Raw genomic sequence first — 22,518 nt, forward strand, 5'->3', positions numbered from 1 at the left:
GAACGAGGAGAACCGAACCATGTCCCAAAGTCTTGCCACGGTGGCCTATCTCGGCGCCGCCATTCTCTTCATTCTCAGCCTGGGTGGCCTGTCCAACCCGGAAACCTCGCGCCGCGGCAACCTGCTCGGCATGATCGGCATGGCGCTGGCCGTACTGGCCACGGTCTTCGGCCCGCGCGTCGGCCCCTCAGGCCTTGCCTGGATCATCGTCGCGCTGGTCGTGGGCGGCGGCATCGGCTTGTATGCAGCCAAGGTCGTGAAGATGACCCAGATGCCCGAGCTGGTCGCGCTCATGCACAGCTTGGTGGGCCTGGCGGCCTGCCTAGTGGGCTTTGCCAGCTATGTCGACACCTCGGTGCCGTTCCAGGGAGCGGAAAAGCTCATCCATGAGGTGGAGATCTACGTCGGCATCCTCATCGGCGCAGTTACCTTCTCGGGCTCGCTGATCGCCTTCGGCAAGCTCGCGGGCCGCATCGGTGGTAAGCCACTGCTGCTGCCTGCGCGCCATTGGCTCAACCTGATTGCGCTGCTGATGGTGATCTGGTTCGGCCGGGAGTTCCTTGGCGCCCACGATGTGCAAGCCGGTATGACACCGCTGATCGTGATGACGGCGATCGCGCTGGTGTTTGGGGTGCACATGGTCATGGCCATCGGTGGCGCCGACATGCCGGTAGTGGTGTCCATGCTCAACAGTTACTCGGGCTGGGCGGCTGCAGCCACGGGCTTCATGCTGAACAACGACCTGCTGATCGTCACCGGCGCGCTCGTGGGTTCGTCGGGCGCGATCCTGTCGTACATCATGTGCAACGCGATGAACCGCAACTTCATCAGCGTGATCGCGGGCGGCTTCGGCTCAGGCGTACCGGTCAAGAAACCCGCAGGCGGGGGTGATGCCGCGGAGCCGCAAGGCGAGGTGGTGCCCGTGAGCGCCCAGGAGACTGCCGAGATGCTGCGCGAGGCCAAGAGCGTGATCATCGTGCCCGGCTACGGCATGGCCGTGGCCCAGGCCCAGCACACCGTGTACGAGATCACCAAGACCCTGCGCGAAAAGGGCGTGGACGTGCGCTTTGCCATCCATCCGGTGGCCGGCCGCATGCCGGGCCATATGAATGTGCTGTTGGCCGAGGCCAAGGTGCCCTACGACATCGTGATGGAGATGGACGAGATCAACGAGGACTTCCCAGAAGCCGACGTGGCCATGGTGATCGGCGCCAACGACATAGTGAACCCCAGCGCGGCTGAAGATCCCACCAGCCCCATCGCCGGCATGCCGGTGCTGGAGGTCTGGAAGGCAAAGCAATCGATCGTAATGAAGCGATCGATGGCTTCGGGCTATGCGGGCGTAGACAACCCGCTGTTCTACAAGGAGAACAACCGCATGCTGTTTGGCGATGCCAAGAAGATGCTGGATGAGGCGCTGGGAGCGCTCAAGGGCTGAACAGCAGGCCTGCTTCGTTCCAATATGTGCGTATCGTAAGAACAAGCGGGCCATGCATTTCTGGAGCGAGCGTTGTGGGCGGACGTCTGGCCAGCGCGATGAGCGCTTGGTTGTGACGCTTGCTGGATCTTGCGCGTGTAGGAGGCGCGTGAGATCGGTTCTCGCAAGGCCGCAAACGCAGAGAGAAACAAGGCTCGTTTGAGCACCTTGTTGCCGCGCCTGGAGGGGTGTTCACCTAGGATGGACGAGCCTGAGCGCCGGGGGACCGGCGCGACCGCGCTTAGCGCGCGTCGATGGCCAGATTCAGATGAAAACGGTGGGTCAAGATTCGATGGAAATCAACAGACGAACCAACGGCAGCCCCGTCCCGACACAGCTTTGCCTGCGAATTTCTAGCCCAGTTCGCTAAAATTTGTACGAGACCGTGAGAAAGGTCATAAGCGGGCGAATTCGCAACTTGGTTTGACTGACGATAACCGTGCCATTCGCCGTGCGCCCGGTAAGGGTCACATTGGTGTCGGTCGGGACGTACATAAGTGAAGCGCCGGCCGACCAATGCTTGCTGATTCGATAGTCGAATCCGGCTTGAAAAGCGGGATTCCACGAGCTCGACGCTGAGGCCGTTGCTGAACTGCCGGGTCCGAAGATTTCCGTAACGAATGTGCCGTTCGTGACTTGCGCGTTGGTAAACCACGTGTAGTTCACGCCGACGCCAACGAACGGACGAAAGCGATCCACCGACTCACCAAAGTGATAACGCACCGTCAGTTCGGGCGCCCACGTTCGCGCATTACCCAGTACTCCATAGTTGTGGAGCGTCCCCCGGCCTTCTACTTCTGTCTTGGCCGGAAAGCCTCCCAGAAACGCCAATCCGATGTGATCGGTAAAGTAATGCTCGATCAAAAATCCGACGGTATCAGCACTACGGGAACCCAAACCAGAACCTGACTGGACCTCGTGCACGGACATCCCACCGATGCTTGTCACGGTTAAGGGATCGCTGCCAGTTTGGGGAGTGCCGTGCACCCATCCTATACTCAGGACGTTATCGCCCGCACTCTGCGCGTACGCGCCATTGCTGACTGCACCAACCAATAGCGCGCCACCCAGGCCCATGGCCCGGACACATCTCCATCGCTTCATCCTGTCTCCATATATTAGTTTTAGTCGCGACGCTTTCTTTTGTTGTTCGTACGCGATTGCCAATTCATGTTGGACGTTCCGGACATATGGCCCGCACCCGCACGAACTGTGAAGAAACTGTATGCTGCAGATACGGAATAGGCCCCTCCCAGGAAGGGTGGGGCCGGTAGGAGACAACCCAATTTGAAGGAATTGAGCACGGCACTCGAGTGCGTTCGACGCCGTCTCAGAAGGCAGCGCAACACCCGATGAAGGGCCAGCCAATGTGAAAAGATGGCGAACGCTGATCGTCAGCGCCCCTTACTTGGCGGTCGTGTCGACGATACCGAGCAAGTGAGCGCGCTTGACAGCGTGAGCGCGATTACCGGCGTCAAGCTTCGCGAAGATGTTCTTGACGTGCCACTTCACAGTTCCTGCGCCGATATCGAGGGCGAAGGCGATCTCCTTGTTGGACATGTTCGCCGCCATCAGCCCCAAAATCTCACGCTCCTTAGACGTCAGCAGAGCGTCGGCATAGGCCCCACTGCGCTTTGCCGTTTTGTCGACTTCCTTTTTGAGGGGCTGCTCGGAGACGGGGTGCTCGGGCGCAGAAAGCGCGTGGAGCAAATCGCTCACACGAAAGTCGGTCTGCTGGGAAATTTCTCTGAGACCAATCAACGCATCCGGATGAGTCTCCAACAGCGTGCGGACCATGCCGCTGGCTCTCGCCAAGCTCAGCGACTCCCGGAACAGATCCGACACATCGATTTTCGTACTATGTTGCAGGGCGACCGCACGCAACAATCTAATCTCGACGCTGTCGCGTCCGAGCCCCATCAGGTCAGCGCATCTGGCTGCACTTGTCAGATGCTCGACCGCTTGCGTCCACTCGCGCAACATCAGCGCTTGATAGGCGAAAGCCCGACGCTCGTGGAGCGTGACCCATGGTTCGATTGCCGGGCGATTCGCGACGTGCGGCCCTTGGCAAATGGCCTCGAGCTTCCGACTTAATCTTGCGACCGTTTCTGGACGACATGCCCGAGTATGCAGCCGGATCTGCTCGCAGAGGCCGGAGATCTGCAGCCGCGGCATGCTACGCGCTTCGCCCAAAACGATCATTGAATCCAGGTATTCAAGCGCACGAGGTTCCTGTCCGGCATTCACGGCAAGCCGTGCCAGGGCGAGATAGGCGAGCATGATCGCTTCCGGAACCCCTGCCCGCTCTATGACGTCAAGTCGGTAAGAAAGAATGGCTTGCGGTTCCTGCGCGCCGCCCATCTCCCACAGCGTTGCGGCAAGGACGGCTGCCATCATGCATGCAATCGGATTACGGCGGCCCATATCCTGCTCGCAACGCGTGAGAGCCGCGCGCAGATGTTGCTCAGCCATGCGAAACTGACCTTCCCATAAGTACGCCAATCCGACCCCGAACGCCGCGAACCCGCTCGAATAGTCTTCAGCGTCGCTGGATACCGATTTTGCGACCTGGGTCCACATGTGCCGCGCCTTGCCGATCTCGTATTGCTGGAAGCTCAGCGAGCCGAGTACGTTCTTGAAAATGCGCTCGGTTTTCTCGTCAAGCTCCGGTGGAGCCTGGACGATCCACGGATCGATCGATTGCCGAAAGCGTTCTGGTTGATCGTCGAAGTTGGCGGCCACGGCGGAGATGAGCGTCGCCTCGAATCGTTGCCCACCATCGCCCCCGCGCTCCGACACGATGTAATCGATGATCCGCTCGGCTTCGCCTCGCCTGTTGGTCACCGCGAGGCACCACGCCGCGGCCGTCCACAAGGATTGTCGCCGCTTAAGCTCCCCCGCCGGAAGCCTGTCGATCCATTTCAGGACCTCCGATATGTTCCCGCGGTACCCGATCTGATAGAGCGTTCGTTCAGCCAGCGCATATGCCTCGTCGTCCTGCCCTGCGAGTAATGCGTGCCGCGCCGCTTCCTCATATAACTGATGCTCGCCCAACCACTTGCAAGCTTGTTCGGAAATGCGGCGTCGCTCCTCGGCCGACAGCGAATCGAACCGTGTCAGGAGAAAGTCGCGTGCGAGACCATGCATACGCATCCACTGCGAACCTTCCGCACGAAGGAACACTGGGGTATCCCGCTCCAGACGCCCTAGCAGATCGGCCACGTCGTAGGCCGAAAACACGGCTGCACAGAGCGCGGGGTGAATCAAGTCGAAGATCGAAATTCGCGTCAGGAATCCGCACAAATCCGGCGCGAGCCTGTCGATAAGATTTTCGACGAAGTACCGCTGGATATCTCCGGCGCGAGCGGATATGCCACGGATTGCGGCCTGTACGTCGAGACTCTTTCTCAGCGTGGCGATGACGAGTTGGAGGCCGAGCGGCCATCCCTCAGTCTGCTCATGTAGTCGCCCCGCCCCCTCGATGCTGACCTTGTCGCCGAAGTGTTTGGCGATGACGGAGATTGTTTCGTCGTAGGTGAACGACAAGTCGCCACTGGAAATGCGGGCAACAATGTTCTGGTCGGCGATTTCCGGAATATCCAACACAGTACCCGACCGTGAACTCACGATGACCTGGAAATTGGCGGGTGCATTGCGAATCAGGTAGCCCAACGCCTCGTGTAGCCGATCGCCGCGAGCCCGCTCAACGTTGTCGATGATGGCAACGACGTCGAAAGGAAGATTGGAAATCTGCGCGAGCAATTCCGTCAGCACCTCGATGCCAGAGTCCTGGCCGCGAAACCCGCTGAGGAATGCAGACTCCCCTCCCCGCTGGGCTTTCACACTTGCTAGCATACCGCCTATGGCTCGCGCGACACGCAACGCGTCATCGTATTCGTCGGCCGTCAGCCAGACGACAACAGCGCCTCGTGCCTGAGCACTGCGCCGCCATTGGGTCAGCAATGAAGTCTTTCCGAAACCCGCCGGCGCCTGAACGAAAATTGCCGGCTTGTGCGATACCCCCATACGATCCAGCGACAGCCGCGCACGCGGAACCAGGACATCGCTCATGCGCGGCGGTGTCGTCTTTAAGACGAGTTGCGGATCGAGTCTCTCAGAGCCCATTCTCGTCGAGACAGAATCGGATGCGAACATGTAACTTTGCCAAGAGACAACGGCGCTATCCATTGGAACATCCCCGTATATCGGACTCCTGCCCTCTCCCCCGTCCCTCTCACATAAATGTGAAAGGGCAGACAACACTCGCGGTTTTGGCCGTTCAGTAAGGCAACCCCACATAGTTCTCCGCCAGCACGCGGCACGCCGCTTCCGATCCAACCACGTAATCGAGCTCGGCCCGCTGCATGCGCAGCGAGAACGGATCCGCATCCGGGAAGCGATGCATCAGCGAAGTCAGCCACCATGAAAAGCGCTCGGCCTTCCAGATGCGGCGCAGGCAGCGCGCCGAGTAGGCGTCCAGCTCGCGCTGGTCGTCATGGCGGTACGCGGCAATCAGCCCGTCGGCCAGGGTCAGCACGTCGCTGGCGGCCAGGTTCAACCCCTTGGCGCCGGTGGGCGGCACGATATGCGCGGCATCGCCGGCCAGGAACAGGTTGCCGAAGCGCATCGGCTCGCACACAAAGCTGCGCAGCGGCGCGATGCTTTTCTCGATGCCCGGCCCCGTCACCAGCGACTGCGCCGACTGCGGATCGAGGCGGCGGCGCAGTTCGTCCCAGAAGCGTTCATCGGACCAGTCCTCCACCCGCTCGCTCGACGGCACCTGTACGTAGTAGCGGCTGCGCGTGCGCGAGCGCATGCTGCACAGCGCAAAGCCGCGTTCGTGGCTGGCGTAGACCAGTTCATCCGCCACCGGCGGCGTGTCCGACAGCATGCCGAGCCAGCCGAACGGATAGACGCGCTCGAAGATCTGCGTGGCGGCGCGCGGCACGCTCTGGCGGCTGACACCGTGGAAGCCGTCGCAGCCGGCAATGTAGTCGCAGTGGATCTCGTGTGCCACGCCGTCCTTTTGGTAGCGGACCACCGGCCTTGCGCCATCGAAGTCATGCAGGCTGACTTCCTGCGCGTCGTAGATGGTGGCGATGCCCGCGTCCTGCCGTGCCGCCATCAGGTCGCGCGTGACCTCGGTCTGGCCGTAGACGGTCACGCTGCGGCCCACCAGCGCATGCAGGTTGATGTGATGCCGCTGGCCATCGAACGACAGCGCGATGCCGTCGTGTACCAGCCCTTCCTGATGCAGCCGCGCCGCCACGCCCGCGCGTTCCAGCGCATCGACGGTCACGCTCTCGAGAATGCCGGCGCGGATGCGCCCCAGCACGTATTCCGGGCCGCGTTGCTCGACGATGATGTTGTCGATGCCCGCCCTGGCCAGCAACTGGCCGAGCAGCAGGCCGGCGGGGCCGGCGCCGATGATGGCAACCTGGGTGCGCATGTTTTGTCTCCTTGTCCGTATCGATCTTCTGGCGCTAACGATAGTTGCGGCACGCCCGCCACGGAATGGACAGACCGAACCAATGACAGGACAATCGGAACATTGCTGGTAAACACTGATGCCCCCCGTGAGACCTGTCCCGAGCTACGCCCTGTACGGCGTGAATTCGTCCGAGCCGCTGTCGGACCAGCTGCATTTCGAGTCGATTGCCGCCCGCAGCGGCCTGCACGGGTGGGAGATCAAACCCCACCGGCAGGAGCGCTTCCTGCAAATTCTGTACATCCACGCGAGCGGCGGCGAAGCCCTGCTCGAAGAGCGCCGCGAGCCGCTGCGCAGCGGCTCTCTGGTGACGATGCCGCCGCGGCACATCCACGGCTTCGTGTTTACGCCGGACACCGACGGCATGGTCGTCACCATGACCGACAGCCACCTGCGCACGCTGCTGGCGGGCGTGCCGGATGCGCTGCCGCTGTTCGAGCACCCGCGCCATGACCGCGTGCGGCGCGGCCATGCGCTGGCGGGTGCGCTGGCGCTGTTCCGCGGGGAAATGGAAGCCGTGTCGGCCTGGCGCGGGGCGTCGCTGTCGGCGCTGCTGACGCTGGTGCTGACCGGCATCGCGCGGCTGGCCAATGCCGACCAGCCGGCCGCCGCGCGCAGCAGCAGCCGCCCGGCGCGGCACTTCCAGCACTTCCAGCAACTGCTGGAATCGGACTACCGCGAGCACAAGGAGATCGGCTACTACGCCGGCGCGATCGGCATCACGCCCACGCAGCTCAACCGCGTGTGCCGCCAGGCCTCGGGCCAGTCAGCGCTGCAGATGATCCACGCGCGCGTGCTCGCCGAAGCGCAGCGCGACCTGCTCTTCAGCGATCTGGAAATCAAGCACATCGCGCTGTCGCTCGGGTTCGCCGATGCGGCGTATTTCTCGCGCTTCTTCGCGCGGCTGGTGGGACAGGCGCCCACGGAGTTCCGGCAATCTGGGCGGGCGCGGCTGCCGGCGTTCGCGGTGCAGCCGGCCCGGGAGCCGGCCGGCTGATTGCTCAGGCTAGCTTATCCATCTCGGCGAAGACCTCTTCGGCCATGTGGAACGCCGAATTCGCCGAACCTGAACCCACGAAGTGGACAGGACAATTTGAGCGTCTGGATACGGTGCCAGAGTCTCTTCAAGGATCGGGGCCCACATGAATAGTGTTCCTGTCGCGCGAAGCTCGGGACGGCCTTTCACCAAGTAAGCGGCGTCCGGATGCAACACACCGTCGTAGTCCAAAAACACAATCATCGCCGCCCGGGCTTTCTCTGACACGGAGTCGCGCAGGCCTTGGTTCCTCTGCGGGGCTGATTTAAGGCAAGTCCTTCTCTCTGGCGCCCGCAATCCCACCCGTCGGCGCCACCTTAAGTTTTCTTCAGCACCGTTTTGGTTCGCCGCCACGGCTTCTCGCCCAGCGCTGATTACGTCTCTTTGTAAGAACTTAATTCGCTTGTAAGAACTTAATTTGCTTGTAAGGACTTAATTAGCACCGCTCACCTCGCCCCTGCGTAGCCCTATACTCCGCATCAAACCCTTCACCCCACCCCAAACCATGGATTACACCCCCGGCATCAGCCACCTCGCCAGCCTGCTCGCCGACCCCGGCCGTGCCGCCATGCTGTGGGCGCTGATGGATGGCAGCGCCCGGCCCGCCGGCGAGCTGGCGTTGATTGCCGGCCTGTCGGCGTCTTCGACCAGCGGGCATCTGGCGCGCTTGTCCGAAGGCGGCCTGCTGGTGGCGGAGACGCGCGGGCGCAACCGCTACTACCGGCTGGCGGCGCCGGAGATCGGCGTGGCGATCGAGGCGCTGGCGTCGGCGTCGCTGGCGAGCCAGCCGCCGCGGCTGCGGGCGGTGCCGGTGTCGCGCACGGCGCCGCCGGCGCTGCGCCAGGCGCGCACCTGCTATGACCATCTGGCGGGCGAGCTGGCGGTGGGGCTGTTCGAGCGCATGACGCAGGCGCGCTGGCTGGTGCTGGACGGGCCGCGGGTCGAGCTCGGCGGCGACGGCGCGCAGGCGCTGGCGCGGCTGGGCGTGGATGTGGACGCGGCGCGCCGCAAGCGGCGGCAGTTTGCCTGCACCTGTCCGGACTGGAGCGAGCGCAAGCCACACCTGGGCGGCGCGCTGGGCGCGGCGCTGCTGGGCAGCCTGCTGGCGCGCGGCTGGGTCGAGCCGACGCGCACCTCGCGCGCGCTGCGCGTGACACCGGCGGGCCAACGCGAGATCATCCGCATCGCGGCCTAGCGCGCCGCGGCAACAGGAGAAAAAACATGGCCACACCGCTGGACGACGACACGCAGGACGCGATCGCGCGTTTCTTCGCCCTGATCAACCTTGGCGACAGCGCCCAGACCTCGGCCCAGATGGCGATGTTCGAGGATGCCCTGCTCGATGCCGAGGACGACGACACCGAGGGACCGGAACTGCTGTGGGTGATCCGCGAGGTCATCGACTGGCAGTCCGGGTTCTTTGTCGACTGGAAGGACGCGCAGTCCTTTATCGGCTGCCTGACCCAGCTGTGCGAGCGCATGGACCTGGAGCTAGACTGGGGCACCGACGACCCCGAGGACGAAGCCTTCCTGGAGAGCACCAGCGTGCCGGAACTGATGGAGCTGGCGCACAACCAGCTGCGCGTGGCCGGCTATACGCTGTGGAACTGGGATACCGGCGGCGACGCCTACGCCGGCTGGATCACGCGCAGCGAGGATGATGAAGAAATGCTGGACCTGGCCGAGATCCTGCGCTTCGAGGTGCGGCCCGCCGATCAGCCTTACTGAACGCCGGCCGGCGCGGGCACCACGCCCGCACCGGCCGCGCCGTGCGCCTAGTCGAACAGGATCACCGAGCGCGCCAGTTCGCCGCGGCGCAGTTCGTCGAAGGCATCGTTGATGCGTTCCAGCGGCAGCCGCTGCGCGATCAGCTCGTCCAGGTGCAGGCGGCCGGCCATGTAGAAATCCACCATGCGCGGCATGTCCACCGGGAAGCGGTTGGAGCCCATCAGCGAGCCCTGGATGCGTTTCTCGCCGAGGAAGTCGCTGCCTTTCAGCTCGATCTTGACGCCGGGCGCGATCATGCCGATGACCGTGGCAGTGCCGCCGCGGCGCAGCATGGCAAAGGCCTGCTCGGTGGTTTCCTTCAGGCCGATGGCCTCGAAGGCATGGTGCACGCCGCCGCCGGTAAGCGTGCGCACGGCGTCCAGCACGTTGCCCTCGCTGGCGTCGATCACGTCGGTCGCGCCGAACTTGCGGGCGAGCTCGAGCTTGCCGGGCACCCGGTCGATGGCGATGATGCGGCCCGCACCGGCGATGGCGGCGCTGTTGACCGTGGCCAGGCCGATGCCGCCGCAGCCGATCACGGCGACGGTCTCGCCCGGCTGCACCCTGGCGGTATGGATCACCGCGCCCATGCCGGTGGTGACCGCGCAGCCGATCAGCGCGGCACGGTCCAGCGGCATGTCGCGCCGGATCGCCACCAGCGCGTGCTCATGGATCAGCATCTGCTCGGCGAAGGCCGACAGGTTCAGGAACTGGTGCATGGCGTTGCCATGGGCGGCCTGCAGGCGCGGCGCCTCGTCTTCGCGGCGGCGGGTATCGGGCTCGGTGCACAGCGACAGGTGGCCGGTCAGGCAATGCTCGCAATGGCCGCAGTAGGCCGACAGGCAGGTGATCACGTGGTCGCCGGGCTTGACGGTGCGGACTTCGGAGCCGACCTGCTCGACCACGCCCGCGGCCTCGTGACCCGGGATGGTAGGAACGGGATGCGGGTAGGCGCCGTCGACGAAGTGCAGGTCCGAGTGGCACACGCCGACGGCGGCGGTGCGCACCAGCACTTCGCGCGGTCCGGGCTTGCCGATGGCCACGTCTTCGATCACCAGCGGCGTCCTGGGTTGATGCAGCACTGCAGCTTTCATGGAATTCCTCCGGAGGGGAGCTACGGTGCCGGAAAAAATACCCCCAAACCGAGGTTCAGGAAAGCCGCGGGCTGCCTACCGCGCCCGTTTTAAAGCTTCTCCTTGATCGGCAGCACGCGCAGCACGCCGATTCCCAGATGTTGCAGCGGGCCCATGCCGGGCTCGCGGTCGTAGACCACCAGCTGCCCCTGCTCGCGCGTGGTCCAGGTCAGGCGCGGGTTGCTGCCGTCGCCATCGGTCTGCAGCCCGACGCGGTAAGCCATGTCGAGCAGGCCGTCTTCGGTGGACCGGGTCATGCGCTCGGCCAGCGTCGGGCTGTCGAGCACCACGCCCATCTCGGTATTCAGCTTGGCCGAGCGCGGATCCATGTTGAGCGAGCCGATAAAGACCAGGCGCCGGTCGACGATGTAGTTCTTGGCGTGCAGGCTGGCCCGGCTGGACGACAGCCACGCGCGCGAGCGCGAGCCGCGCGCGGCCTTGCCGCGGTTGGCCAGTTCGGCATAGGCACTGGGCTTGAGCTCGTACAGCTCGATGCCGGCAGCCACCAGCGCCTGGCGGTGCGGCGCGTAGCCCGCGTGTACCGGGCTGACGTCGGTGGCTGCGAACGAGTTGGTCAGGATGCGCACGCGGATGCCGCGCCGCGCCAGCGCGATCAGCCAGGCTTCGCCGTCGTCGTCGGGCACGAAGTAGGGCGAGATCAGCAGCACCTCTTTCTGCGCGCTGCTGATCATCTTCTCCAGCCGGGCGGTGGCGTGGCCCGGGTCGTCGTGGGTCTGGTGGGTGATCTTGGCCGCCTTGTCGGACACCACCACGGCCTTGCCGTAGTAGCCAGGCATATGGCCGCTCTCGATCCCCCTGGCCAGGCCCGAGTCCAGCAGCTCCTGCACGTAGGGGCTGGCCACGGCCTGGTCGCCGCGCGCCTCCAGCCGCTTGCGCAGGCTGCGCATTTCCACCGGCGCTTCCTTGCCGGCGGGGATCAGCGCCACCACGGGATAGGAAGACGCGTCGTTCCAGTATTCGTCGAACACCGCGGACACCTGCGGCACCGCCGGCCCGGCCACCAGCACGTCGAGGTCGCTGAAGTCCATGTCGGTGCGCGCCGAGAAATACGCGTCGCCGACATTGCGCCCGCCCAGCAGCGTGATCTGGTTGTCCACCGTCATCGTCTTGTTGTGCATGCGCCGGTCCAGCCGGTTGAAGCTCACCAGCAGTTCCAGCCAGCGCAAGCTGCGGTTGGCAAACGGGTTGAACAGCCGCACTTCGATATTGGGATGCGAATCGATCGCCGACAGCACCTTGTCGAGGCCGCCGGTATGCAGGTCGTCGAGCAGCATGCGCACGCGCACGCCGCGGTCGGCCGCGTCCAGGATGTCGCCCAGCACGGCCGCGCCGGTGCCGGTGGGCTCGAAGATATAGGTCTGCAGGTCCAGGCTGCGCTGCGCCGCACGGGCCATCGCCAGCCGCGCGGCCAGCGCATCGGGTCCGGACTGCAGCGGGTAGAACAGCGACTCGCCCGGGCGCTTGGCCAGTCGCGGCGCCAGCACCTTGCCGAGCGGTGTGTCACTGGTGTTGGCCGGTGCGGTCGACGGGGTGCGCTCCGCCTGTGCCGGCAGGCTGGCGCAGCCGCCCAGCACCGCGGTGCCGATCAGGCCGGCCAGCGCGATCGCGGCCAGGCGGGTCGCGCGCCGGCACCAGCCGGCGCCGGCACGCGCCGCGGCGACCGGCCGCCGGGCGTCGAACGGAACATGGCTGTGCGTCTGGAACATCCGTCAGTCTCCCTGCGCCGGTGAATGAAGGAACGGGGATGGGGCGATGGGCTGATGGGCCGGGTCCTCGCACCGGCCGGCGTGCAGCGCCTGCTACCTCGCAAGATATACCCCGCGCGCCGGCCCCGGCAGCGGTGCCATTCCTGTCCGCGCCGGGAGTTTGTCCTACACCGCAACGTGGGCGTCGGGCGGGCCGGGCGCGGGACGACATCCGGCGGCGAGTGCGGCACTTGACGCAGGGCGCCCGTGCCGGGCAGGCGGCAGCGGCTTTCCCTGCACAGCGATTTCTCTTATGATGCCGCCCAATATACCGGCCGGTAGCACCGGGAGGAGGCCCTGCGGCATGTGTCGCCGCCCGCGCGGCTGGCGGCTTGGCGCAGCTTGCGGCCGCCCGGCGATGCCGGCATAGTTGCGCGCCTTAGCGCCCCTTTGCGTCCCTTCGTGGCTTGTCCCGCACGGCGCGCGCCCAGATCGGATTCCGATGTCGACACAACCCTCCCAGCCTTCCTCCGCCGGCGCCTCCGCGCCCACGCTGCGCCGCACCCTGCGCGCCCGCCATCTCACCATGATCGCCATCGGCGGCTCGATCGGCACCGGGCTGTTCGTGGCCTCGGGCGCCACCATCGCGCAGGCCGGGCCCGGCGGCGCGCTGGCCGCCTACATCCTGATCGGCGCGATGGTCTATTTCCTGATGACCAGCCTGGGCGAGCTGGCGGCCTATATGCCGGTGTCGGGCTCGTTCGCTACCTATGGCGCGCGCTATGTCGACGAGGGCTTCGGCTTCGCGCTGGGCTGGAACTACTGGTACAACTGGGCCGTGACCATCGCGGTGGAGCTGGCCGCGGCGCAGCTGGTGATGCAGTACTGGTTCCCCGACACGCCCGGCGTGCTGTGGAGCGCGCTGTTCCTGGGCCTGATGTTCGCGCTCAATGCGATCTCGGTGCGCGGCTTCGGCGAGGCCGAATACTGGTGCGCGCTGGTCAAGGTGGTGACGGTGGTGGCCTTTATCGGCATCGGCACGCTGATGATCTTCGGCATCCTGCGCGGCGACATGGCGGCCAGCCACGGCCTGGCCAACCTGACCACCGGCGATGCGCCCTTCGTCGGCGGGCTGCCCGCGCTGATCGGCGTGGCCATGATCGCCGGCTTCTCGTTCCAGGGGACCGAGCTGATCGGCGTCGCCGCCGGCGAATCGGCCGATCCGGCGAAGAACATCCCGCGCGCCGTGCGCCAGGTGTTCTGGCGCATCCTGCTGTTCTATGTGCTGGCGATCCTGATCATCGGCATCCTGATTCCCTACACCGACCCCAGCCTGCTCAAGAGCGACGTGCAGACCGTGGGCGTAAGCCCGTTCACGCTGGTGTTCCGCCATGCGGGCCTGGCCTTTGCCGCCGGCGTGATGAACGCGGTGATCCTGACCGCGGTGCTGTCGGCGGGCAACTCCGGCATGTATGCGTCGACCCGCATGCTGTACAACCTGGCCACCGAGGGCCGCGCGCCGCGCGTGTTTGCCCGGCTGACGCGCAACGGCGTGCCGCTGGTGGCGCTGCTGGCCACGACCGCGGTCGGCGCGTTGTGCTTCTTGACCTCGCTGTTCGAAAGCAAGTCGGTGTACCTGTGGCTGCTGAACCTGTCGGGCATGACGGGCTTCATCGCCTGGCTGGGCATCGCCGTCAGCCATTACCGCTTCCGCAAGGGCTTTGTCGCGCAGGGGCATGACCTGAACCGGCTGCCGTATCGCTCGCCGTTCTTTCCCTACGGGCCGATCTTTGCCTTCGCGCTGTGCCTGGTCGTGACGCTGGGCCAGAACTACCAGGCCTTTACCAGCGGCAAGATCGACTGGGTCAGCGTGGCCGCTACCTACATCGGCATTCCGATCTTCCTGCTGATCTGGCTGGGCTACCGCATCGCGCGCAAGACGCGCTTCGTGCCCTATGCCGAAATGAAATTCCCCGCGCTGCCGGCCCGCGATGCCGCCGTAACGCGCTCCGCCGTGCCGGCGGCCGGTGAATAGGCGCCGTTCCCGGGCGCCTGGCAATCCGCAGTCACAAGCAAAAAAGCACAACAACAAGGAGCATCGCTTTGAAGAAAGCAATCCGCATCAGCCTGCTGGCGCTTGGCGCCGGCATGGCCCTGGGCCTGCCCGCGCACGCCGCGCCCACGCTGGTGGAATCGGTGCAGGGCTATACCCTGCAGCAGGACAAGGTCACCCGCTTCACCGGGCTGGTATTCGACCAGGGCAAGGTGCTGGCCACCGGCGACGCCGCGGCCCTGCGTGCGCAGTATCCGGGCGCGCAGCGCATCGACGGCCAGGGCAAGACCCTGCTGCCGGGCCTGATCGATGCCCACGGCCACGTGTTCCGCCTGGGCTTCAAGACCACCGAGATCTCGCTGTCGGGCACGCGCACGCTGGCCGAGGCGCAGGGCATGATCCGCGCCTATGGCGACAAGAACCCGCAGCGCAAGTGGCTGCTGGGCTATGGCTGGAACCAGGTGAACTGGAAGCTGGGCCGCTTCCCGACCGCGGCCGAGCTCGACGCCGCGGTGTCGGACCGCCCGGTGCGGCTGGTGCGCGTCGACGGCCACGCCGCGTGGCTGAACACCAAGGCACTGCAGGCCGCCGGCATCACGCGCGACACCAGGGATCCGGCCGGCGGGCGCATCGAGCGCGATGCCAGCGGCAACCCCACCGGCGTGCTGGTCGACAAGGCCATGGCGCTGGTCAACAACGTGATCCCGCCGTACAGCGACGACGACCGCCGCGCCGCGCTGGCCGCTGCGCTGGCGCACATGAACGCGCTCGGCCTGACCGCCGCCGGCGACGCCGGCGTGACCGTTGCCGAAGACCGCATCTACCGCGAGTTCGCCGACCAGGGCAAGCTGACCACCCGCATCTACGGCATGATCCGCGACACCGGCGACGACTTCAAGGCGCTGTCGGCCAAGGGGCCGCTGTCGGGCTACGGCAACGACCGCTACTACCTGCGCGCGGTCAAGCTGTACGGCGACGGCGCCCTCGGCAGCCGCGGCGCGGCGCTGATGGCACCGTACTCGGACGACCATGTGCACAGCGGCCTGCTGTTCATGAGCGATGCCGCGATGCAGGCCGCGGTCAAGACCGCGATCAAGGCCGGCTACCAGGTCAATATCCACGCCATCGGCGACGCCACCAACCACCAGGTGCTGGACGCCATGGAAGCCGCGTACAAGGACGTGGGCGGGCGCGAGCTGCGCAACCGCGTCGAGCACGCACAGGTGATCGCGCTGCCGGACATCCCGCGCTTCAAGTCGCTCGACCTGATCGCGTCGATGCAGCCCACGCACGCGACCAGCGACATGAACATGGCCGAAGACCGTGTCGGCAAGGACCGCATCAAGGGCGCCTACGCCTGGCAGACGCTGCTCAGGCAAGGCACCGTGATCGCGGGCGGTTCGGACTTCCCGGTGGAATCGGCCAACCCGTTCTACGGCCTGCACGCGGCGGTCACCCGCACCGACCATGAAGGCCGTCCGATCAAGGGCTGGCATGCGGAGGAAGCCATGACCCTGCCCCAGGCCTTCCGCGCCTTCACGCTGGACGCGGCCTACGCCCAGCACCAGGAGAAGACGCTGGGCTCGCTCGAGCCGGGCAAGTGGGCGGACTTTATCCTGGTCGACCAGGACCTGTTCAAGGTCAAGCCCGCCGATATCTGGAAGACGCAGGTGCTGCAGACGTGGGTGGCCGGCGAGCGCGTGTACGCGAAGGACGGCAAGCAGTAAGCAGCAGCACGGCGCCGGGGTTCTTGCCCGCGCGGGCAGGCGGCGTGGTGACAAGCGCGGCACCGGTCAGGTGCCGCGTTTTTTTGGCCCGGGTTCGGCGCGCTAGAACTTCACCAGCAGGCCGACCCGCGCCAGCGTCTGCGACCGGTTGCTGGCCGCACCATCCGGCTGCAACAGGCCATTGATCCACGCACGCGTGACCGGTCCATCGCCACTGGCCCGCTGGTAGATGCCTTCGACATATGCGGTGGTGCGCCTGGAAAAATGGTATTGCAGCGCCGCGGCGACCTGGTGCGCCTTGTTGTTCTGCAGCGCTTCATTGCCCTGCATGTAGGCATAGTCCAGTCCGGCCGCCCACGGCCCGGAGATGTTCCACAGCGCGCCGGCCTTGTACACGTTGATCCTGGCCCCTGTCGCGGTGTTCCGGGTGTTGGTGTAGAGCAGCATCGCCAGCACCGACGGGAACTGGTAGTGCGCCCCCACGCCCACGTTGCGGATGCTGTCGTGGCCATTGCCGAGCTGCGGGTATTTGACGTCCACGTAGGCCGCGCCCACCCCGAGCGGGCCGTTCTCGTAGTTGGCGCCGAAGCTCATGGTGGCGTTCGATGCCACCGATCCGGGCGTCTCGCCGAACCCGTACAGCGCGCCGAAGCTGAAGTGGCTGATCTCGGGCGAGCGGTACTTGACCGAGTCGGCGACGCGCGTGGCGCCCGCCATGCGGTCGAAGTCGAACGAGCCGGTCGGGTTGTTCGGCACGCCCAGTGCCGAGAAGGGGCCTTGCCGGAAATCGTAGAGGCCGCCGAACAGGAAGGCGCCGTCAAAGCGCCGGACCGTCAGCGACTCGAACATGAAGTCATACTGGTTGCCCACGGTCAGCGTGCCGAACTTCTCGCTGGACAAGCCGACCAGCGCGGTGCGGTTGAAGATCTGCCCTGCACCGGGAATGGTGCTGCCGTCGCTCAGCTCGAACTGCGAAGTCAGCTCGAACAGCGCCTTGGTGCCGCCGCCCAGGTCTTCGGTGCCCTTGAAGGTCAGCAGGTTGGGCGCGAGCACGCCGCTGTCGAGCAGCGTGGCAGCGCCGCCGTGCTGGTTGTTGACGTAGGTGATGCCCCCGTCGATCACGCCCGACAGGGTGACGCTGCTCTGCGCGCTTGCCAGCGCGGGCAGCATGGCGGCGACCAGGCACGCTGGCAGTGCCGTCGATGTCTTCATGTTTCCTCCGGATTCTATTTTTTTGGTTCTGATGCTTGCTGGTGCCGTGCCGCGCTACGAGGCGACCTCGCGCGCGGACGGCGGCTGCGGCGTGCCATGGACCGTTACCGTGCCGGACACGCCGGCTTGCGGCGAGGCGGCGTGCGCCGGACCCGGGTCCGTGAACACCACCCGCCTTCCTACCGGAAACAACTGCAGGCCGAAGCGCTTCGACACATAGCCCCAGATGCCCTGGGGGAAGTAAAGCGCAACGACGATCGCCACGACGCCCAGCCCGATCAGGTACCAGGTGCCGTAGTCCGACAGGAACTTGTTCAGCACGAAGAAGATCAGCGCGCCGATGATGGGACCCTCGAGCGTGCCGATGCCGCCGATCAGCACGATGAAGATGCCGAACGCGGTCCAGTTGACCGAGAAGGCGGCATCGGGCGAGATCCGCAGGTTGCCCAGGAAGTAGAGCGCGCCGGCGAATGCGGTGCCGCCGGCGGCGACCAGGTACACGGTGAGCCGCGCCCGTCGCACATCCACACCCTGGCTGGCGGCGGCGACGGCGTTGTCGCGCATGGCGGCAAGGGCGAGCCCGGGCCTGGCGCGCAGGAACGCATAGAGCAAGGCAATGCCACCCACCACCGCGGCCAGCGCGAGCCACAGCGTCAATGACTCGCGCGTGGCGCGCGGAATGCCCTGCAGCGCCGTCAGGCTGGTGCCGGAGCCGCCGCCCAGTGCCGACACATTGGCCATGCCCAGCCGGAACACTTCGGCGATGACCCAGGTGCCCACCGCGAAATACCCGCCCTCCAGCCGGAACGCGATACGCGACACCGGCAGCGCCACCAGCACCGCCACCGCCGCGCCGAGCGGTACCGCCAGGAACGGCGACACGCCGCACACATTGGCCAGCACCAGCATGGCATAGCCGCCGATGCCGAAGAATGCCTGCTGGCCGATCGAGACCATGCCGCCGTAGCCCGCCAGCAGGTTCCACATCAGGGCAAACAGCAGGTAGGACGCCATCTGGGTGAAGTCGCGCATGGTATCGCGGCCGGCCCAGTAGGGCGCGCTGGCAACGGCAAGCGCCGCCAGCAGCAGCAACAGCAGCGCCACCCTGCTGGCGTACGTGCCGCGCTGCACCGTGAACGCGGGTTGGTCCGTCATGGCAGTCGTCACAGGATTTTCCATCTCGGTCCCCTATGCGGTCCTGGGCATGAAGCCCTGGGGTCTGGCAACCAGCACCGCGAGGAACATCACGTGTCCCAGCCAGATGCCCCAGCCAGGGTCGAAGTAAAAGCCGGCCTGCTGGGCCACGCCGAGCGCCATGCCGCCGAGCAAGGTGCCCCAGAACGAGCCCATGCCGCCGATGATCACGGCCTCGAAGGCGTAGAGCAGCAGGCCGGGTCCATCGGCCGGCGATACCGATGTACGCATCGCGTAGAGCGCCGCCGCCACCGCCACCAGCACGAAGGCGATGGCCATCGCCAGCGCATAGGTGCGGCGGTGCGAGACGCCCATCAGCTGCACCGCCTCGCGGTCGTCCGAGGTCGCGCGGAACGCGCGTCCGAGCGCGGTGCGGCCGAACAGCCACTGCAATGCCAGCGTGATGGCGACGGTGGCCGCGAGCGTCAGCAGCGGCAGGTAGCCCACGCTGATGCCGCCGGGCAGCAGCAGGCTCTGCGATTCGAAGCCACCGCTGGCGACCGAGCGCGGATCGGCCGAGAACAGCTCCTGCAGCACGTTCTGGATCACGATCGACAACCCGAAGGTCACCATCAGCGATGGCAGCGGATCGCGGCTGCTGACACGATTCAGCACCGTGTACTGCAACAGGTAGCCGGCAACGAATGCGATCACCACCAGCAGCACGATGGCGACCGCCAGCGGCAGCCTGGCGATGGCGGTCAGCGCGAACAGCAGGAACGCCAGCAGCACGATGAAATCGCCGTGGGCGATATTGGTCAGCCGCATCACGCCGAACACCAGCGACTGGCCCATGGCGAAGAGTGCGTAGAGCGCGCCGAGCAGCACGCCCTGGATCAGGATATTGAGTAGCGTGTTCATGCCTCGACTCCAAAGTACGCCTGTGCGATGGCAGCGTCCGACACTTCCGCGGAGGCGCCGGCGAGCGAGACCCGGCCCTCCTGGAAGCAGTAGAAGCGCGATGACACCTGCCGCGCCAGCCGCACGTCCTGCTCGACGATGATGGCGCTCATGCCACCGGCAACGATGGCCGGCAGCGCCGCGTAGATCTCGCGCACGATCACCGGCGCCAGCCCCAGCGAGAGCTCGTCGCACATCAACAGCGCGGGGTTGCTCATCAGCGCGCGGCCGATCGCGACCATCTGCTGCTGCCCGCCCGACAGCGCCGTGGCCGCGTGATGCCGGCGCTGGCGCAGCGCGGGAAACAGGTCAAGTACCGTGTCCAGGTTCCAGCGTCCGGGCCGGCCGCTCCAGGCGCCGATCAGCAGGTTCTCCTCGACGCTCAGGCTGCTGAACAGCCGCCGCCCCTCGGGCACCAGCGCGATGCCCTTGCCGACAATCTGCGCGGCAGGCATCCCGGCCATCGGCACGCCCTGGTACTGGATCTGGCCCGCGGTCGGCCGCAGCAAGCCGGCGATCGTCTTCAAGAAGGTGGATTTGCCGGCGCCGTTGGCGCCGATCAGCGCGACGACCTCGCCGGCGCCCACCTCGACATCGATGCCGAACAACGCCTGGAAGTCGCCATAGCCGGCGGCCAGGCGCGTGGTCTGCAACAGTGGCTGCATGGTCATGCCTCCAGTCCGAGATAGACGCGGCGGACTTCGGCGTCCTCCAGCACCGTGGCCGGCGCGCCTTCGGCGATCTTGCGGCCGAAGTTGATCACCAGCAGCCGGTCGGCCACGGCCAGCAGGGCATGCATGACATGCTCGATCCAGACGATGGTGATGCCGCTGGCCTTGACCTGCCGGATCTCGTCGATCAGCGCGTGGGTCTCGGCCTCGGTCAGGCCGCCCGCGATCTCGTCCAGCAACAGCAGCCGCGGCTGCGTCGCCAGCGCGCGCGCCAGCTCGAGCCGCTTGCGGTCCAGCAGCGTGAGGCCGCCCGCCAGCTGGTTGGCCTTCTTGCCGAGGCCGGTGCGCGCCAGCACCTGCACGCAAAGGTCGTAGGCTTCCTGTTCCCGACGGGCGCCGCCGAAGGTTGCGCCTACCAGCAGGTTCTCGAAGACCGTCATGCCGCCGAAGGGCCGCGGCACCTGGTAGGAGCGGCCGATGCCCGCGACGCAACGGCGGTGCGGCGGCAAGTGGGCGATGTCGGCGCCGTCAAACGAGACCTTGCCCGAGTCCGGGCGGAGGTCGCCGCTGATCAGGTTGAACAGCGTGGTCTTGCCGGCGCCGTTGGGACCGAGGATGCCGTAGGTCTCGCCCGGCCTGACGGCAAAGCTGATGTCGTCGGTGACCGTCAGCGCGCCAAAGCGCTTGGATACCCGCGCCAGTTCCAGAACGAAGCTCATGATGGTGTCTCCGCGGCGGACCGCATCAGCCGATGAGCTTGAGCGGGGCGCCGACCGGCACCGCGGGCGCGAACTGGTTGTTGACGATGACCAGGTCGAACTTGTGCTTCTGGCCCTTCACCCACTGGCCGCCGGCCAGCGGAGTCTTGGCCACGTTCTTCACCGGCCCCGTGCCCCATGCCACGTTGCCGACGATGGTGTCGAGCCGGGTCGCGGCCAGCGCGTCGCGCACGGCGAGATTGGAATCGATGTCCTTGGTACGCCTGAGCACGTCCACCGCAATCTCGAACAGCGCATGGGCGAAGCCGAGCGGTTGCGTCCATTGCTTGTTGGTGGCCTTCTCGTAGGCGCCGGCAAGCTGCTGCGCCGACTGCCCCGTCAGCGAAGACTTGAACGGATGCGACGGCGACCACCACACCTCCGTGGACAGCCCGTCGCCCAGATCGCCCAGCGCCTCGATCGCCCCGGGGAACAACAGCGCCTTGCCGATCGAGATGACCTTGGGGCGGAATCCCTGCTGGCGCGCCTGCACCAGGAAGTTCCTGGCATCCGGCGGAATCACCACGCCCGTGACGATCTGCGCGCCGGCCTGGCGGAAGGCGGCGATCTGCGCGGAGAAATCCTGCGTCATGCTCTGGAAGCGGCCCGGATCCCTGAGCGCGAAGCCCTTCAGGGACAGCACCGGAGGAAAGCCGACCTTGCCATCGCCCCAGGCATTGCCATCGCCGTCGTTGGGGAACAGTGCGCCGACCGACTTGTTGGTCTGCACCGATTGCCACATCGCGGTATAGACCCCGATCACATCCTCCAGGCCCCAGAAGAAGTGATAGGTAAAGTTGAAGCCCTTCTTCGGGTCGCCCTTGCGCCCGAAGAACCAGGGTTGCCATGGCACCACGGTCGACACGCACGGAGTCTCGTTCAGTTCGCAGGCATCGCACACGGGGTTGGCGGTCTCCGGCGTTCCGGAAACCAGCATGATGTCCACCTTGTCCTTCAGGATCAGGTCGCTCGCCACTTCACCGGCGCGGTTGGGGTTGGACTGGCTGTCCTTGACCACGATGCTGACGGGGAAGCGCTTGCCCCGGATCTCGATGCCGTCCTTCAACGCCGCCTGCATCTGCTGGACGATGAAGCGGTCGGCCTCGCCGAACGGTGCCAGCGGCCCGGTCTGCGGCGAGACGAAACCGATCTTCAGGGCGCGGCCGCCGGCCGCGCGTGCCAGCGGCGAAAGCCATGGCGTGGTGGCGGCCAGCGCGCCGCCCGCCGCGATTTGAACCAGGGTGCGGCGCCTGCGATGGAATGAGTGCTCGGCCATGGTGTCCTGTCTCCTGTCGTTGTTGTGAAAAAAACGCTCCCCGCGGCACCGGTGCAACCGCTGCCGTCCTGCAAGGCATTGCGCCTCTTGCTGCTTGTCGATGAATGGCGTGTGGCGCCG

Annotated in this window: 18 protein-coding genes and 1 pseudogene; 6 read left to right on the top strand and 13 right to left on the bottom strand. The window is 66.0% G+C overall.

All coding sequences use genetic code 11. The annotated features are described in order from the left end of the window. Positions 1–19: 19 nt before the first annotated feature. Positions 20–1,438 carry a Re/Si-specific NAD(P)(+) transhydrogenase subunit beta gene (gene pntB / locus A2G96_RS30405; protein WP_062803828.1) on the top strand — a complete coding sequence of 473 codons (1,419 nt, stop codon included), beginning with the start codon at positions 20–22 and terminating at the stop codon, positions 1,436–1,438. Here the strand turns inward: pntB and A2G96_RS32930 are convergent. The 4 genes and pseudogenes from A2G96_RS32930 to pobA form a co-directional block, all read right to left on the bottom strand. After that, positions 1,428–1,716: pseudogene (locus tag A2G96_RS32930) on the bottom strand (transposase); the annotation flags it as partial. The gene pntB and the pseudogene A2G96_RS32930 sit on opposite strands and share 11 nt — an antisense overlap. A gap of 127 nt (positions 1,717–1,843) precedes the next feature. Continuing rightward, entirely contained in the window at positions 1,844–2,581 is a 738-nt protein-coding gene (locus tag A2G96_RS32935) for an OmpW/AlkL family protein (protein ID WP_082819160.1), read from the bottom strand. Positions 2,582–2,881: 300 nt separating this feature from the next. Further along, positions 2,882–5,548: a LuxR C-terminal-related transcriptional regulator gene (locus tag A2G96_RS30410; RefSeq protein WP_167354407.1), complete on the bottom strand. Its 2,667-nt coding sequence runs from the start codon at positions 5,546–5,548 to the stop codon at positions 2,882–2,884. A 208-nt stretch (positions 5,549–5,756) separates the two neighbouring features. Further along, the gene (gene pobA, locus A2G96_RS30415; RefSeq protein WP_062803830.1) at positions 5,757–6,926 is read right to left on the bottom strand and encodes a 4-hydroxybenzoate 3-monooxygenase; all 1,170 of its coding nucleotides are present in this window, start codon (positions 6,924–6,926) and stop codon (positions 5,757–5,759) included. A gap of 127 nt (positions 6,927–7,053) precedes the next feature. Here pobA and A2G96_RS30420 point away from each other — a divergent pair, with 127 nt between their 5' ends. Continuing rightward, positions 7,054–7,962, top strand: coding sequence for a helix-turn-helix domain-containing protein (locus A2G96_RS30420; RefSeq protein WP_062803831.1), 909 nt, complete (start codon positions 7,054–7,056; stop codon positions 7,960–7,962). 9 nt (positions 7,963–7,971) lie between these two features. Here A2G96_RS30420 and A2G96_RS33950 read toward each other — a convergent pair whose 3' ends face one another. Next, positions 7,972–8,205: an HAD domain-containing protein gene (locus tag A2G96_RS33950; RefSeq protein WP_231909764.1), complete on the bottom strand. Its 234-nt coding sequence runs from the start codon at positions 8,203–8,205 to the stop codon at positions 7,972–7,974. A 301-nt stretch (positions 8,206–8,506) separates the two neighbouring features. Between A2G96_RS33950 and A2G96_RS30425 the strand changes: the two genes are divergently transcribed. Both A2G96_RS30425 and A2G96_RS30430 read left to right on the top strand, forming a co-directional pair. Further along, positions 8,507–9,196 (top strand): ArsR/SmtB family transcription factor, encoded by a 690-nt coding sequence (locus A2G96_RS30425; RefSeq protein ID WP_062803832.1) that lies wholly within the window; start codon positions 8,507–8,509, stop codon positions 9,194–9,196. A 26-nt stretch (positions 9,197–9,222) separates the two neighbouring features. Continuing rightward, a complete protein-coding gene (locus tag A2G96_RS30430) occupies positions 9,223–9,729 on the top strand; it encodes a DUF6630 family protein (protein WP_062803833.1) in 507 nt (168 codons plus the stop codon). Positions 9,730–9,776: 47 nt separating this feature from the next. Here A2G96_RS30430 and A2G96_RS30435 read toward each other — a convergent pair whose 3' ends face one another. Then, positions 9,777–10,862: a Zn-dependent alcohol dehydrogenase gene (locus A2G96_RS30435; RefSeq protein WP_062803834.1), complete on the bottom strand. Its 1,086-nt coding sequence runs from the start codon at positions 10,860–10,862 to the stop codon at positions 9,777–9,779. An 89-nt stretch (positions 10,863–10,951) separates the two neighbouring features. Further along, the gene (locus A2G96_RS30440; RefSeq protein WP_062803835.1) at positions 10,952–12,628 is read right to left on the bottom strand and encodes a phospholipase D family protein; all 1,677 of its coding nucleotides are present in this window, start codon (positions 12,626–12,628) and stop codon (positions 10,952–10,954) included. A 481-nt stretch (positions 12,629–13,109) separates the two neighbouring features. Here A2G96_RS30440 and A2G96_RS30445 point away from each other — a divergent pair, with 481 nt between their 5' ends. After that, on the top strand, positions 13,110–14,642 hold the full coding sequence (locus A2G96_RS30445; RefSeq protein ID WP_062803836.1) for an amino acid permease: 1,533 nt from the start codon (positions 13,110–13,112) through the stop codon (positions 14,640–14,642). 68 nt (positions 14,643–14,710) lie between these two features. Beyond that, positions 14,711–16,387: an amidohydrolase gene (locus A2G96_RS30450; RefSeq protein ID WP_062803837.1), complete on the top strand. Its 1,677-nt coding sequence runs from the start codon at positions 14,711–14,713 to the stop codon at positions 16,385–16,387. A gap of 102 nt (positions 16,388–16,489) precedes the next feature. Here A2G96_RS30450 and A2G96_RS30455 read toward each other — a convergent pair whose 3' ends face one another. The 6 genes from A2G96_RS30455 to A2G96_RS30480 are packed head-to-tail and all read right to left on the bottom strand — an operon-like array spanning position 16,490 to position 22,398. Then, the gene (locus A2G96_RS30455) at positions 16,490–17,599 is read right to left on the bottom strand and encodes a porin (protein ID WP_062803838.1); all 1,110 of its coding nucleotides are present in this window, start codon (positions 17,597–17,599) and stop codon (positions 16,490–16,492) included. 54 nt (positions 17,600–17,653) lie between these two features. After that, positions 17,654–18,754, bottom strand: a complete 1,101-nt coding sequence (locus A2G96_RS30460) for a branched-chain amino acid ABC transporter permease (protein ID WP_082819162.1) — start codon at positions 18,752–18,754, stop codon at positions 17,654–17,656. A 33-nt stretch (positions 18,755–18,787) separates the two neighbouring features. Then, on the bottom strand, positions 18,788–19,654 hold the full coding sequence (locus A2G96_RS30465) for a branched-chain amino acid ABC transporter permease (protein WP_062803839.1): 867 nt from the start codon (positions 19,652–19,654) through the stop codon (positions 18,788–18,790). After that, complete coding sequence (locus A2G96_RS30470; RefSeq protein ID WP_335340557.1) at positions 19,651–20,364, bottom strand: ABC transporter ATP-binding protein; 714 nt, start codon at positions 20,362–20,364, stop codon at positions 19,651–19,653. Before A2G96_RS30470 ends, A2G96_RS30465 begins: the two co-directional genes overlap by 4 nt. After that, positions 20,361–21,083, bottom strand: a complete 723-nt coding sequence (locus tag A2G96_RS30475) for an ABC transporter ATP-binding protein (RefSeq protein ID WP_062803841.1) — start codon at positions 21,081–21,083, stop codon at positions 20,361–20,363. The genes A2G96_RS30470 and A2G96_RS30475 overlap by 4 nt, the downstream gene beginning before the upstream one ends. 25 nt (positions 21,084–21,108) lie before the next feature. Continuing rightward, the gene (locus A2G96_RS30480) at positions 21,109–22,398 is read right to left on the bottom strand and encodes an ABC transporter substrate-binding protein (protein WP_062803842.1); all 1,290 of its coding nucleotides are present in this window, start codon (positions 22,396–22,398) and stop codon (positions 21,109–21,111) included. Positions 22,399–22,518 lie beyond the last annotated feature (120 nt).

Source organism: Cupriavidus nantongensis, from assembly GCF_001598055.1.
GTDB classification, from domain to species: Bacteria; Pseudomonadota; Gammaproteobacteria; order Burkholderiales; family Burkholderiaceae; genus Cupriavidus; species Cupriavidus nantongensis.

What these genes read in the sequence shown, in the direction of transcription:
- A2G96_RS30435 (WP_062803834.1), bottom strand. Translation starts at nt 10,862, where the DNA reads ATGAAAGCTGCAGTGCTGCATCAACCCAGGACGCCGCTGGTGATCGAA.
- pobA (WP_062803830.1), bottom strand. Translation starts at nt 6,926, where the DNA reads ATGCGCACCCAGGTTGCCATCATCGGCGCCGGCCCCGCCGGCCTGCTG.
- A2G96_RS30470 (WP_335340557.1), bottom strand. Translation starts at nt 20,364, where the DNA reads ATGACCATGCAGCCACTGTTGCAGACCACGCGCCTGGCCGCCGGCTAT.
- A2G96_RS32935 (WP_082819160.1), bottom strand. Translation starts at nt 2,581, where the DNA reads ATGAAGCGATGGAGATGTGTCCGGGCCATGGGCCTGGGTGGCGCGCTA.
- A2G96_RS33950 (WP_231909764.1), bottom strand. Translation starts at nt 8,205, where the DNA reads ATGATTGTGTTTTTGGACTACGACGGTGTGTTGCATCCGGACGCCGCT.
- A2G96_RS30410 (WP_167354407.1), bottom strand. Translation starts at nt 5,548, where the DNA reads ATGAGCGATGTCCTGGTTCCGCGTGCGCGGCTGTCGCTGGATCGTATG.
- A2G96_RS30445 (WP_062803836.1), top strand. Translation starts at nt 13,110, where the DNA reads ATGTCGACACAACCCTCCCAGCCTTCCTCCGCCGGCGCCTCCGCGCCC.
- A2G96_RS30475 (WP_062803841.1), bottom strand. Translation starts at nt 21,083, where the DNA reads ATGAGCTTCGTTCTGGAACTGGCGCGGGTATCCAAGCGCTTTGGCGCG.
- A2G96_RS30455 (WP_062803838.1), bottom strand. Translation starts at nt 17,599, where the DNA reads ATGAAGACATCGACGGCACTGCCAGCGTGCCTGGTCGCCGCCATGCTG.
- A2G96_RS30440 (WP_062803835.1), bottom strand. Translation starts at nt 12,628, where the DNA reads ATGTTCCAGACGCACAGCCATGTTCCGTTCGACGCCCGGCGGCCGGTC.
- A2G96_RS30465 (WP_062803839.1), bottom strand. Translation starts at nt 19,654, where the DNA reads ATGAACACGCTACTCAATATCCTGATCCAGGGCGTGCTGCTCGGCGCG.
- A2G96_RS30460 (WP_082819162.1), bottom strand. Translation starts at nt 18,754, where the DNA reads ATGACGGACCAACCCGCGTTCACGGTGCAGCGCGGCACGTACGCCAGC.
- A2G96_RS30425 (WP_062803832.1), top strand. Translation starts at nt 8,507, where the DNA reads ATGGATTACACCCCCGGCATCAGCCACCTCGCCAGCCTGCTCGCCGAC.
- A2G96_RS30430 (WP_062803833.1), top strand. Translation starts at nt 9,223, where the DNA reads ATGGCCACACCGCTGGACGACGACACGCAGGACGCGATCGCGCGTTTC.
- A2G96_RS30480 (WP_062803842.1), bottom strand. Translation starts at nt 22,398, where the DNA reads ATGGCCGAGCACTCATTCCATCGCAGGCGCCGCACCCTGGTTCAAATC.
- pntB (WP_062803828.1), top strand. Translation starts at nt 20, where the DNA reads ATGTCCCAAAGTCTTGCCACGGTGGCCTATCTCGGCGCCGCCATTCTC.